General features: G+C 55.4%; 11 protein-coding genes. 5 read left to right on the top strand and 6 right to left on the bottom strand.

Features of this window, described 5'->3' with window-relative positions; genetic code table 11:
- Window positions 1-136 precede the first annotated feature (136 nt).
- From MKX51_RS29400 to MKX51_RS29380, 5 genes are all read right to left on the bottom strand, one after another.
- Window positions 137-613: a DsrE/DsrF/DrsH-like family protein gene (locus tag MKX51_RS29400; protein WP_076080972.1), complete on the bottom strand. Its 477-nt coding sequence runs from the start codon at window positions 611-613 to the stop codon at window positions 137-139.
- Between the two features lie 275 nt (window positions 614-888).
- The gene (locus MKX51_RS29395; RefSeq protein WP_340994812.1) at window positions 889-1,200 is read right to left on the bottom strand and encodes a hypothetical protein; all 312 of its coding nucleotides are present in this window, start codon (window positions 1,198-1,200) and stop codon (window positions 889-891) included.
- A gap of 83 nt (window positions 1,201-1,283) precedes the next feature.
- Window positions 1,284-3,428, bottom strand: coding sequence for a bifunctional diguanylate cyclase/phosphodiesterase (locus MKX51_RS29390; protein ID WP_340994811.1), 2,145 nt, complete (start codon window positions 3,426-3,428; stop codon window positions 1,284-1,286).
- 261 nt (window positions 3,429-3,689) lie between these two features.
- On the bottom strand, window positions 3,690-4,313 hold the full coding sequence (locus MKX51_RS29385) for an acetate uptake transporter (protein ID WP_340994810.1): 624 nt from the start codon (window positions 4,311-4,313) through the stop codon (window positions 3,690-3,692).
- Window positions 4,314-4,435: 122 nt separating this feature from the next.
- A complete protein-coding gene (locus MKX51_RS29380; protein WP_340994808.1) occupies window positions 4,436-6,805 on the bottom strand; it encodes a bifunctional diguanylate cyclase/phosphodiesterase in 2,370 nt (789 codons plus the stop codon).
- Between the two features lie 171 nt (window positions 6,806-6,976).
- On the opposite strand from MKX51_RS29380, the gene MKX51_RS29375 reads away from it, so the two are divergent.
- Genes MKX51_RS29375 through MKX51_RS29360 form a run of 4 tightly spaced genes read left to right on the top strand, consistent with a single transcriptional unit; the run spans window position 6,977 to window position 10,711 of the window.
- Entirely contained in the window at window positions 6,977-7,897 is a 921-nt protein-coding gene (locus tag MKX51_RS29375; protein ID WP_340994807.1) for a prenyltransferase, read from the top strand.
- 44 nt (window positions 7,898-7,941) lie between these two features.
- A complete protein-coding gene (locus MKX51_RS29370; RefSeq protein ID WP_340994806.1) occupies window positions 7,942-8,715 on the top strand; it encodes a DUF6081 family protein in 774 nt (257 codons plus the stop codon).
- Between the two features lie 32 nt (window positions 8,716-8,747).
- Window positions 8,748-9,701, top strand: coding sequence for a 1,4-dihydroxy-2-naphthoate polyprenyltransferase (locus MKX51_RS29365; protein WP_340751150.1), 954 nt, complete (start codon window positions 8,748-8,750; stop codon window positions 9,699-9,701).
- A gap of 14 nt (window positions 9,702-9,715) precedes the next feature.
- A complete protein-coding gene (locus MKX51_RS29360; RefSeq protein WP_340946421.1) occupies window positions 9,716-10,711 on the top strand; it encodes a Gfo/Idh/MocA family protein in 996 nt (331 codons plus the stop codon).
- A gap of 111 nt (window positions 10,712-10,822) precedes the next feature.
- Here MKX51_RS29360 and MKX51_RS29355 read toward each other — a convergent pair whose 3' ends face one another.
- Window positions 10,823-12,193: a dicarboxylate/amino acid:cation symporter gene (locus MKX51_RS29355; protein ID WP_340946423.1), complete on the bottom strand. Its 1,371-nt coding sequence runs from the start codon at window positions 12,191-12,193 to the stop codon at window positions 10,823-10,825.
- A 330-nt stretch (window positions 12,194-12,523) separates the two neighbouring features.
- On the opposite strand from MKX51_RS29355, the gene MKX51_RS29350 reads away from it, so the two are divergent.
- A complete protein-coding gene (locus MKX51_RS29350) occupies window positions 12,524-13,315 on the top strand; it encodes a hypothetical protein (protein WP_340994805.1) in 792 nt (263 codons plus the stop codon).
- Window positions 13,316-13,371: the final 56 nt, after the last annotated feature.

Genomic DNA, 13,371 nt, shown 5'->3' with positions numbered 1-13,371 from the left:
TCCGGCAGTCGCTGGTGCTGCGCAAGGCAAGTATCGTGTGAGTCGCAGCCTCTGCGTGCCCGCCGGGGGTAACCAATCCGTCTTCGTCTGCCTCAGTATATGCCCGGTGGTGTAATTAGGTTAAAGCCCATAGCCATCAGATGAAGAGCTGGATATCGCTCTCCAGCGCATCCTTCAGATACGCGGCGGCATCGATAATCTCCACCTCGGGCAGCAGCTCCTCCGGCTTGAAGCCCATGATCTCCACCGAGAGCTTGCAGGCGTAGAACTTGATGTTCTTTTTGCGCGCGCCCTTCAGGAAATGTATAAGCTTCGGTGCTCCTTGATCCTCCATCATCTCCTCCAGCATCAGCTTGCCGAGCCCGCTGAAGTTCATCCGCGAGAGCGGCAGCTGCTCCGGTCCCTTGGGAGTAATGACATCCATCAGCTTCTCATAGATACTCTTATCCTCTAGCGTCATAGTCTCCGGGTCCCGGACGAGGAACAGCCCCCAGAACGAGAAGAACATCGTAACCTCCACCTCAATATCCCTGGCCGCATTCGCCAGAATCAGCCCGGCCATCGCCTTGTCATACTCCCCGCTGAACATTAGCAGATTCAGTTTTTTGCCCATTCATCAGCCCTCCATCGGTATCCATAGAATGTCATTAGTATGGTTAGGGAGAGGAAAAGTATGCCTGTAGCGCAGCCGGAAGACACGAAAAAAGGCCCCCTGACGGGAGCCTGAAAGGTACATTGTGCTCACATACAGGCGTATGGCCCGAATGTATGCGAAAAACAGCATCTACTGGATGCGGATAGAGAGGGCTAGGGCGAATGGTGGACGGGTTACTCCAGGCTGTCTCCAGTCAGCTATCCCCGCTCCACGCAGCAAACGCACCGTTTCCCTCACTGCTCCTCTCCCTGCTCAGCCTCAGCCTGGCGGGCATTGTCATAGCGGCGGGCGGACAGCCAGATGCTGCCGGTGAACAGGACGATCAGGCCGAGGATAATACCGAAGCGCCAGTCTCCGGCCTTGAAGTTGAGCTGCAGGACGGTAAGCACCAGGGCGACCTGGGTCCAGACGAGGGTCCGTTTGCGGAAGGCGGTAATGTCTCCGGCCATCTTCGGCATGCCGCGGATAATCCGGTACGCCAGGAGGGCGAGGATCAGCGCAAACAGGGCGGTTCCGGCCATTTCGCCGGTAGTCAATCTATTCATGGTCTCAGAATCCTTTCGGGTTAACATCAGATGAAGCTAATTATAACGATCCCCCTACCCGCGTGCAAAGCATCCTGACAGCTTCAGGAGACCAGCTTGCGGATCTCATCGGCAGGCAGCGGAGGGAAGAACAGGAATCCCTGAATATGCGGGCAATTATGCTGCACCAGGAAGGCCAGCTGCTCCTGCGTCTCGACCCCTTCGGCAATCAGGTCATAGCCAAGCTGGGAGGCGACGAAGACGATGGATTTGATGATGGTCTCATCTATGGAGCTGACGCCGATGCCGGTGATGAAGGTGCGGTCAATCTTGATTTTGTTCACGGGAAAATGCTTCAGGTAATTCAGCGAAGAATATTTCGTGCCGAAATCATCGATGGAGACGATGATCCCGTGATCGCGCATCTGCTGCAGCAGCGGATAATGCTCCTCCAGCAGTGCGGTGCTCTCGGTAATCTCGAATTCCAGCACACCGGTATCCAGCCCGTACTCGTCAAGCACGGCGAACAGATTCTCGATCAGGTTCCGGTTGTAGAACCAGCTGTTGGAGATATTAATTGAGGTCCGCAGCAGCGGCATCCCCAGGCCGCGCCACTCGCAGAGCTGGCGGCACACCTCACGCAGCACCCAGTCGGTGAGCTGGATCATCAGCCCGGCTTCTTCGACGGCAGTGATGAACGTCCCTGGTCCAATCAGCCCCTTCTCGGGGTGATTCCAGCGGATCAGCGCCTCTATGCCGATCATTTCGCCTGTGATGGCGTTGATCTGGGGTTGATAATACAGCACGAATTCTTCCCGTTCCAGGGCGGAATGCAGATATTTGGCGATCATCGTCTTCTGCTCCAGCTTCTCGCGCAGCTCCCAGTCGAAGATGAAGTAATTGGTGTCCTCCTGCGACTTGGCCTGATACATCGACATATCGGCGAATTTCAGCAGATCATCCGTATTCTGCGAATGCTCGGGGTACAGGGAGATGCCAATGCTGGTGGACAGGCTCAGATGTGCTCCCGAGATCAGGAGAGTCTCTGCGATCAGCATGCTGATCCGCCCGGCGATCACAGGAATATCCGTGTGCGGCAGACCCGCGAAGATCATCACGAATTCATCTCCGCCGGTACGGGCGAACAGCTTGAAGGGCAGGCTCCCGGATTTGAGCCGTCCGGCCAGGGTCTTGATCACCTGATCCCCCGTAGAGTGGCCGAGCGTATCATTAATCTCCTTGAACCGGTTCAGGTCGAAAAAGAATAAGGTATAGGTCTGTGTGGGCTCCGAGCTCTGCAGCAGACGCTCGAATTCGTCCATGAAGAACCGCCGGTTGGGGATCTCCGTCAGACTGTCGTAGTGCGCAAGCTTTTCATAGAGACGCTTGGAAATACGCAGGTCCCGGGTCCGGATGCTGACCACCCGTTCCAGCTCGCGGTTGAAGCGGCTCTGATACCAGAAAATATATAGAATGAAGGCAATCACCAGCAGAAAAGCAATATCGATCCACAGCACGCTGAGCAGCACCTGCCATTTCTTGTGGGAGGGCAGAGAGATCCCCATCAGCCAGTGCTGATTGTAGGTATTCACGGGAACGGTGAGCTGCGGGTCCTTCGTATGGGCTTCATTGCCGAACAGGAAGGTATGATCCTTGGCAGTGACATAGATATTACTGTCCTTATACACAAGCTGGTTAATGATATTATCAATCTTCACGGTGACGGAGACGATGCCCTCCAGAGAGTTGTCCTTATAGATGGCCTGCCGGATCACCATGCCATAGCCGCCCTGGGCAAGTGTACGAGGACCGTCTATTGTAATGCTGCGGGAACGGATCGTTTCTTGGATCATGCCGGGAGAGGCCAGGGAGGAATCCAGCAGCAGGCTTCTGCCTAGCAGTGACGAATTGCCTTCAAGCGGGTAGAGGTAGCGGATCAGACCATCCGGAGCGATCATGATATTCGTGACGTTGCTGGTGTTTTTGGCGTGTGCGGTGACCAGGTAGCTCTGGATTAGTGCAGGATCGGCATCGAAGCCGACGGTTTGGATAAAGGAGCTGACCCCTTTCACAATGGCCACCCGCTCTTCGATGTTCGAGGCCAGCATGACCGCCTGTGAGGCCAGATCCGCCTTCTCGGCTCTATATTCCCGGGCCAGGGATACGGAATAGTAATAGAACAGGCAGAGCTGCAGGACGATGATGAAGCCGATAATGATGCTTAAAGGCTTTTTACTAAGGAAAGCCATGGATTGCCCCCGATACCGGAAAAATAAAAGCCGCAGATGTCAAAGTGTATAATAAGCGGTTCCTAGACCGCAGGGAGATGTCGATAAATGTCGTTTGGGTCTCTATAGCATGTCATTATTATCGTGTTTGCGCAAGGGAATTCCTAACAAAACCCGCCTGAATCCAAAAACGGATAAACACCATCTGCATAAAAGGGCAGTAAGCATTTATCCGAGTCTTTGGAGAGGAGGGCATGGCCCTGCCCGGCTGGAAGGCCGGTGCTATTTTTTGAAGATGCCCAGCGGGGCACCAATCGGCAGGAAGGTACGTCCGAAGTGGGCGTTGAGCACAGATGCGCCGCAGCCGTAGAGCGATACGATACCGATAGCCATTTCCGATACGGCAGCCAGCTTGTGGAAGAATTCCGCAGCGACGCCGAAAGCATCCATCGAGAGTCCGAGGAACAGGAAGTCGATCAGGATGAAGATAATCAGCAGTACACGGTTTGCCTCAACGGCGCCGAGCGTCATGAAGAGGGTGAACACAAGATATCCTGCAAAAACAAATCCCAGCTGCTTGGGATCAACGCCCTCCGCCAGCACTGCACCGAATACACCGAGCTTGATCAGCCAGCTTGCCCCCATGCCGAACCAGAAGAACGCATAGGCGCCGAAGGCAGTCATGCCGAAGGTATTGTTGTGCTTGGCATCCTGGATGGATGCGAATAGCTGGGCGAAGGCTCCGAGGAAGATGGCCCATGGAATAGCATAGCTGAGACCTGTTGTAATTTCGAGCTTTTGTGAAGAAGCGACCAGGGTAACGATGGCTAGTCCGAATAAGCCGATGGCGCTGGGGTCGGCGGTAACGATTTTGACGGACTGTGCGGTGTGCGGTTGCGCTGACATAACAATGAAAGCCTCCAATTTTCATAAGTGTTCGCATAGGATAACAGCACCCTGAGCCGGGTGCTGTTATCAGCCTGCCTATCATATCATATCGCCAGTAGCTTGCCTATAAAAGAAGTCTCTTATCGGCCGGTGTAATAATTACCCTGCTCCAGAAAAGAATACAGCGCCTGGGCCTGAAGCGGCCTGCTGATATAGTAGCCCTGAAGCTCGTCGCTGCCCAGCTCCCGCAGCATATCGAATTGCTCTCTTTGCTCAATGCCTTCCGAGACTACGCGCAGCCCCAGATTATGGCTCAGCTCGATAATCGCCTTGACGAGCACATCCCCTTGGGCCTCCCGTGACATCTCGGAGATGAAGGAGCGGTCAATCTTGATCACATCCACCGGGAAGCGGCGCAGATAGCTGAGGGAGGAGAAGCCGGTGCCGAAATCATCCAGCGAGATCCGGAACCCGTGGGCCCGAAGCTGCTGCAGCGACAGGAAGATGCCGTCCCCGGAGACGAGCACGCTCTCCGTGATCTCCAGCTCCAGGCTGGAGGCGGGCAGCTCATATTCATCGAGCAGCTCTAAGAGCAGCTCCAGCAGGCCCGGCTGCATGAGCTGCAGCGCGGAGATATTCACTGCGGCGGTGAGCTCAAGACCCCGTCTGCGGAAATCGCGCATATCCGAGCACACCTGGCGCAGCACCCAGCTGCCGATGCCGACAATGGAGCCGCTGCTCTCCGCCAGCGGAATGAATTCGGCCGGTGAGATATTGCCGTAAGCAGGGCTGGTCCAGCGCAGCAGAGCCTCCACCTTGGATACCTGCAGCTGTCCCGTGCTGAGAATCGGCTGGTAGTGCAGCTCGAACTCGTTCCCGGCGGCAGCGGAGAGGAGCTGCTGGGCCAGTACCTTTTTGCGCCGGATGCCTGCTTCAAGATCCTCTGAATACTGGAAAATGTTATTGCGGCCGGTCTCCTTAACATGGAACATGGCCAGGTCTGCCTGCTTGACCAGATAATCGGCGTCTTCCCCATTCTGCGGATAAATACTGATGCCGATGCTGGCGGTATTATATAGAAGATGCCCCTTGATCCGGTGAGGCATGGAGAGGGCTTCCTGAATCCGGGAGAGCTGCCGGGCAATGCTGCCTTCATCAGGCACATCATAGAGCAGAATGGTGAATTCATCCCCGCCGAGCCGGGAGACCACATCATGCTTGCCGACAACCTGCGTGATGCGGAAGGCGGTCTCCTTCAGGATGGCATCTCCGAAGTCATGGCCGAGGGTATCGTTCACCGTCTTGAAATGATCCAGATCAATGAAGACCAGCACGATCTGCCGGTCACTTCCCTTGACGGCGGCAATTGCTTCATTCAATTTGTCAAAAAACAGCGAGCGGTTGGGCAGACGGGTCAGCGGGTCCAGCATCGATTGCCGCCGCAGCTCATCCTGGGTCTGCTCCAGCGAATCAATCATCCGGTTGAATTCGACCTCCACTTCACTGAATTCATCCTGGCCTGAGCTGGGAATCCGGATGGAGAGATCCTTGCTGCTGCCGATCCTTCGGATGTTGCGTACCAGAGTGGACATCCTTCTCAGAATGAACCGGTTCACGAAGAGGAGGCTGGCACCCAGCATTAGCAGAATGGAGATGAAATAGAACATACGGAAGGTGGAGAGCGACTTGAGCCCGCTGTTGTAGAACTGGCGCGGCTCCTTCAGGGTGAGGACCATCCCGGGATCTTCGAACAGGTCGTCCAGTATGGTGTGGATGGACATCTGCCCGCCCCGGGCGGGGCTGGTCCAGACGCGTTCCCCTCCGCTGTCCGCAAGCAGCGGGGTGGTGAGACGCGACATCTCCATCGTGGACAGGGTATCCTCCCAGATCTGTGCGATTCCATCCTGGTGCAGCATCCGTCCGGCAATGGCTGTTCCGATGACCGGCTTGTTCTTGCTGCTGTTAAGAATAGGCGTAATTGTAATTAGCATAGTCCCTTTATCCAGATTAACGAAGCCGCTCCGGCTCTTGCCGGGAGATCCCGGCACAGGCAGACGGCTTCGGATCAGCTTGATTAACGTCAGTTGCTCCTCAGTTAGCGGGGTGACTATTCCTGCCGGAAGGTCGTAGGAGCCGCCGTACAGCGGTTGTCCGTCCAGATCAAGCAGGGCAATCATATCGAAATGATTCATTGGATAAGCAGCCGGTTCAAGGCTGCTGCGGATGAAGGCGGCAGCGGTACTGCCGGAGTCCGCCGAGCCGGTAGCCGCTGCATTCTCTATGAAGCGGTAGGTTTCATCCCGGACGGCAACATCAAGGAGTCCCGTTCTCAGGCTCTCCAGCTCTTGATGATAAGCTGCGGTAGCCTTGCTCAGGTTGCGCTTCAGCTCTGCCTCGTCCAGCTTCTCGAAGCGGTTCAGCAGAATCACATGAAGCATCAGATAGGTGGCACCAATGCCGAGGATAGCGACAAAACTAATGAAGATGATTATTTTTTTGCGGAGTTTCATCTGATCCCCTTCATTATTTAAGATTTAATAGGAAATAAGTACCATCGATTATAGTGTACCACGATTAGGGAATATTTTGCAGCGTAAATCTGCCCGAAGTGTCGAATTTTGATGTATAATAATTTAATGATAATAATTATCAAATAATAATAAAAGGAGATTTTTCTTGGCATGATGGAGAAGTGGACCCTTTTTAAGAAAGCCTCACGGTTTGGAGTGATCCCCGTTATGCTCATACCGGTTGTCCTGGGAACAGCCGGGGCCTATGTATGGCAGGGAGTGTTCCATCCGTTTTTATTTGTAATAACGTTCATCGGAGCGGCTGCGGCCCATTTATTCTCCAATATGGTGAATGACCTGTGGGATTTCCGCAACGGCACGGATACAGAGGCGCAGCATACACCTGGAGCCATCTCTACGAACTCCGGGCTGCTGTCCGGGGGCGTCATGCGCGAGTCGCTGTTTGCCCTGCTGACCTGGGGGCTGCTGGCCGTTGCGGCCGGGTGTGGCCTGCTGCTCAGCCTGTACAGCGGCTGGGAGATTCTGTGGTTTGTAGCCGGCGGTGCACTGATCGCTTATTTCTATGTGGCTCCGCCGCTGCGGTTCGGATACCGGGGCAAGGGCTACAGTGAGCTTGCGATCTTCCTGGCCTTTGGACTCATGCCGGTTCTCGGCGCTTATTTCGTTCAGACCGGGGGGTTCAGCCTGAAGCCGGTGCTGTTATCGTTGCCGAGCGGCCTGCTCACAACCCTGCTGCTGTTCAATCATCACTTTCTGCACTGGAGAGCCGACCAGCAGGCCGGCAAACGCACACTGGTCGTGGTATGGGGTGAACGCAGGGCGCTGATCTTCTCGCAGGTACTGCTCTACATCTCCTATGCTTCACTGATTGTATGTGTGCTGCTTCATATCTTGCCGGTATACGCGCTGCTCGCTCTGCTGACAGCCATTGCCCCGATACGGATCTACCGCAGCCTCCAGCCGGAGAATCCCTCTGAAGCCTATCTGCCGCTTATGGGTGCCTCACAGCGCGCCTCGGTACGCTGCGGGGCGGTCATGACAGCAGCCCTGCTGATCCAGGGGCTATTTTAAAATATATATCATTGACTACTACACTACAGAAAGCGGGAGAATTCATGGACAAGCATCTGCCAGCGAACGAAGGTATGCCTGCAACACAGGGCAAGCAAACGGTGATCGGGGATTTCCATAACATACTGGAGGAAGGGAAGGTCTGGCAGACGGGCGGCTTTAAGCTGCCGGACGGCTCGTTCTGGGCGTATCGTGAGCCGGAGGCGGTGGTAATTGTGCGTAATGAGTATCTGTACGTGCGGGCTCAGCTGAGCCGCCGTCATGATCAGGTGCAGATTCTGGATAATGCCAAGCATATGTACTATTCGGCCCAGCCGGTAGAGATTCCGGAGGAAGGCGAAATCCGCTTCGAGCTCCAGATCCGCGCCCGCACACAGGGCACTGCACCAGGGGATCTGTATGACGGCTATGTGTCGCTGAATCTGCTGGACTTCACCACAGGCGCTGCGCTTGATTTCTTCGCCGGCAACGACAAATATGCCAGTGTGTACGGCATCCTTCCGTTCCCCGGGGTAACTGTACCCGAGACGGGAGGGACCAAATACTTCTGTATTTTCAAGGAGGATACGGACTTCAAGCCGCGCGAATTCAACACGTACACCATCACCTACCACCGGGGCAACAATGAGGCTGTCTTCTATGTGAATGGGAATGAGGTGCGGCGCGAGCGGAATGTGCCCGTGAAATTCAACAGCTTCACCATCGCTCTGGGCATTATGACGGAGAAGGACCTGACCCCGGAAGGCAGCGTGTCGGCGCACGGACAGACGGTTATCGCTGAGTGGTCGCCGGTTACCATTACAACCACCGCACAGTAACGTGCTCATATGACTGATAAGGATGAATGGCTGTGAATATAAGAACTTTCTTCAAGTTTGTCGAGCTGCCGACGAAGGTGGCCAGTATGCTCCCGCTGCTGCTGGGGACGCTGTATGCTCTGTACCGGTTCGAGGATTTCTATATCCTGCGCTTCGTGCTGATGCTGGTGTCCCTCTTAAGCTTTGATATGGCGACAACAGCGATCAACAACTATTATGATTTCAAAAAGGCCGCCAAAACCCATGGCTACGGGTATGAGACCCATAATCCGATTGTCCGCTTCAAGCTGAAGGAGTCTACGGTGGTGGCGCTGATCGTCATTCTCCTTGTGCTGGCGGCAGGCGGGGGCATTGCCCTGGTGTTCCAGACCGGACTGCTGGTATTCCTGCTCGGGGGACTCTCCTTCCTGATCGGCATCCTGTACTCCTTCGGACCGATCCCCATCTCGCGGATGCCGCTCGGCGAGCTGTTCTCCGGGCTGTTCATGGGGTTCGTCATTATTTTCATCTCGGCCTATATCCATTCGGATCAGGCGGTGGTCACTCTCCTGCTGAAGGGGGAATGGATCAGCCTGCATATCAATTTCCTTGAGGTGCTGTATCTGTTCTGGTTCTCCGTCCCGGCGATTCTGGGCATTGCCGGAATTATGCTGGCGAACAATATCTGCGATATCGAGGATGATATCGAGAACCGCAGATACACACTGCCGGTGTATATCGGACGGGAGAATGCGCTGCTGCTGTGGAGGCTGCTCTATTATGTGTCTTTTGCCGATCTGATTGTGCTGGTGCTGCTCGGGGTCCATCCGGTCCTGGTCCTGCTGCTCCTGCTGACCCTGATTCCGCTGCGCCGTAATATTGCACGCTTCTATCAGGAGCAGCATAAAGGCACGACCTTCATCCTGGCGGTGAAGAATTTCGTGCTTATGAGTGCGGCAAGAATCCTTGTGCTGGGTATAGCTGTTATATGGGTTACACTAAGATAAGGAAGGTGATAACGATGGCAGAGAAGCTTCGCTGGGGAATTATGGGCTGCGCGCAGATCGCTACAGGCTCGGTCATGCCGGCTATCCAGGAATCAGAGACCGGAGTGATCCGGGCGGTGGCCAGCCGCGGGCTCACGAAGAGCAGCAGCGTAGCCGCCGAATTCGGCATTGAGCAGGCTTACGGCAGCTATGAGGAGCTGCTTGCTGACCCGGAGGTGGATGCCGTCTATATTCCGCTTCCCAATCATCTCCACTGTGAATGGGTGATCCGCGCGGCGGAAGCGGGTAAGCATATCCTATGCGAGAAGCCGATTGCGCTGAACAGCCGTGAAGCGGCCGAGATGGTAGAGGCTTGCCGGAAGGCGGGCGTTCACCTGGCGGAGGCTTACATGTACCGGCATCATCCGCGCATCAATGAGCTGCAGGTGATTATCGCCAGCGGCGAGATCGGCGCGGTGCGTACCATCCGCGGCACGTTCACCTACAACGATGCTACGGATACCTCCAACATCCGCTTCAATGCTGCCTGGGGAGGCGGATCGCTCTATGATGTCGGCTGCTATCCGCTCACCGCGGCGCGGCTGCTGTTCGGCACAGAGCCGGAGGCGGTAACGGTGCACGCGCTGTTCTCGCCGGAGCATGACAATGTAGATATGGTAGCTTCCGGGCTAGTGGAGTTCCCCGGCGGGAAGAGCCTGATCTTCGATTGCGGGATGTGGGCGTACAACCGCCAGCTCCTGGAGGTGCTCGGTACGCAGGGGCGGATCGAGATTCCGATGCCGTTCAATGCGAGATTCGATGATGCGGAGTTCTTCGTATACGGCGGCGGCGAGCCCCGGCGTGTCGAGGCCGTCGGAGCCAACCCTTACGTCCAGCAGGCCGACCATTTCGCTACAGCGGTCTTCAGCGGCAAGCCATGGATTTCGTCGGAGGACCCGGTGCTGAATATGAGGCTGATCGAGAGCTGCCTGGAGTCAGCCCGGAGGCGTGAGCGTATCTGCTTAGGGTAATCATTTGTTCCATCTGTTAATAACGCCAAAAAGCAGCGATTCTTCCAGTTACGGAGGAATCGCTGCTTTTTGGCGTCTTTATGGCTTTTACGAAGAGGAAAGGGGGCTTGCTTAGATTGCGTTCAGGAGAACTTCGTCCTCGTCTTTGTCACCACGGTTGAAGGCTTCGCGGTCGAATTCGCCCTCTGAGTTAGCCACCAGCAGGGCTGTTACGGTAGTCCCGGTAGCATTAACTGCGGTTCGGCCCATATCGATAAGGGCTTCCACCCCTGCAACGATGGCTATACCCTCAAGCGGCAAGCCGAGTGCGGTTAATACCACAGTGGTGGAGATAACAGCCGGTCCTGGCACGCCTGCTACCCCGATGGAGGAGATGATGCTGACCAGCACCAGCGTAATATAGTCGGTTCCGGTAAGCTGAATTCCGTAGACTTGCGCGGTGAATACAGCCACAATGGCCGGCCATACGCCGCCGCAGCCATTGAAGTTGACGGACGCGCCCAGCGGAGCCACGAAGCTGGCAATGCGCGGTGAGACATGCAGACGTTTCGTGATCACCTCAAGATTCACCGGCAGGGTGGCGTAGCTGCTTCTGGTGGTGAAGGCAACGGTCAGCATCGGATAGATTTTGCGGAAGAAGCGGATAGGGTTCACCTTGGCAACAAACAGCACCAGCCCGCCGAAGATCAGGATAAAGTGCAGAATCAGTGCGGCGTAAGAGGTTAGGATGACACTGCCCAGCTCCTGGAGGGTATCCCAGCCGTAGCGTGCCGTGATTCCGGCAATCAATGCGAATACGCCGTAAGGCGTCAGACGGATGACGAATTTTACAACTTGGTGCAACACTGTCGTCAAGGATTCAATAAGATCGCGGACAGGCTTCACAGCCTCCGGCTTCTTGGAGCCGACCTTAATAATGGCCACTGCCAGGAAGATGGCAAAAATCAGCAGAGGCACCACCTTGCCGGTAGCCGCTTCATTCACGGGGTTGGAAGGGACAAGGTCGAGGATCACCTGTGAGAAGGTGGGAATTTCACGGGCGGTGAAGTCCTCGGGAACGGTCTGCTGGATGCCTTTGCCCGGGTTGAACAGCAGAGCTACAGACAGACCGATGATGGAGGCAACACCGGTGGTGCCTAGGAACCAGGCGAAGGTTTTAATTCCGATTTTGCGCAGGTATTCAAGGTTAGTTAAGGAAGAGATGCTGTTCAATACCAGAATGAACACCAGCGGCACAACAAGCATACGGATCAGACTGACATAGATGCTGCCGAAGGTGCTGATGGCCTTGGTCTCCAACGTGAAATATTGAAAAAATATTCCCGCAATCAGTCCGATGCCCAGCCCTGCCAGAACACGGGTGCCGAAGCCGATTCTCTTGCGGGCCAGGAAATAAAGGATACCGAATACGATAATAGAGACCACAAAGCCATGCCAATTCGTCTCAATGGCGGTTAACAGATTGTTGTCGATATTATTCATGCTGCTATAAAGCCTCCTAATAATAGTTTTTTGGTCGGAATTATGGGTTTAAATGTATATGGTAATTTTATGAATGTCAATGTATGAATATGTCAATTATCTTTAAATCCGATAAAACAGATGTGATAAATAAATTGGTGATTGACAAAGGATGGCAGGATGAATAATATGGAACTTATCTGCAAGCCATTTAGGGATCGACTGGACCGCCAGAGATTCAACAGAAGCGCATAACCATGCGTGCTGTTGAATCTCTTTTTGCGTTCCGCAGCCCTGAAATCATCTATACCAACTATCAGCCTAGGGCGAAGTGAAAGGAATGGTTCATCTATGAAAAAGCTTACGGTATCCGTTATTGCCGCAGCGGTGGTCTTCTCGGCATTGACCTTTGCCGCCGTATCCGCTACGAAAAAAACAGCGGAGGCTGAGCCGGTTCAGGAGAAGGCCGCCGCTGCCGCAGCGGCAAGCCAGCCACCGGTAGCACCCGTGCAGACGGCCCAGCCTGCTGAGAGCTCTTCCGCTGTAGCGGTGCAGACCGAAGCGCCTACGGCTGAAGCGGCCCAGACCGCAGCAGTCCAGCCTGAGGCATCAGCAGTACCGGCTGTGGTTGCTGCCGTGCAGACTAAGGCCAGCGCAGCCCCTGCCGTGGCAGCTCCAGCCGCCGCAGCTTCAGCAGAGCCGAAGGATGCCGCGGCATTGAACAAGACGGCGGCCCAGCCGAAGGCTACCCCCGCCTCTGCCGTTCAAGCTGCCGGCGCCAAACCGCAAGCTGCCGTTCCAACAGCAGCTCCTGTAATCAGCACCCCTGCTCCTAAAGCAGCCGTTGCAGCGGTTCCTACGGCCGCTCCGGCTGCTGTTACCGCCACGCAACAGCCGGTGGTTGCCGCAGCGCCTGCTGTAACACAGGCCCCTGCTGCGACACAGGCTCCAGCCAAGGCGGTTACCTTCTCCACAACCGAGGTGGTCAAAGCCAAAGCTACTGCAGCCCCTGCTTCTTCGGCTAACACAGCTAATGCTGCACCGCAGCAACCGGTAAGCGCTCCTGCGCCTGCACCGGCAGAAGCTGCCCCTGCGGCGGAGGCTGCTCCGGCTCCGGCAGCCACAGAAGAGGTTTGCCCATGACGGGCAAGCCTGCTTCTGAAGTCCGCTGGCCGTTACAGACCATACCCCAATCCGAG

Origin of the sequence: Paenibacillus sp. FSL M7-0420 (genome assembly GCF_038002345.1) — a bacterium.
Classification (GTDB): Bacteria; Bacillota; Bacilli; order Paenibacillales; family Paenibacillaceae; genus Paenibacillus_AQ.
This window is presented reverse-complemented; position numbering and strand designations above follow the sequence as displayed.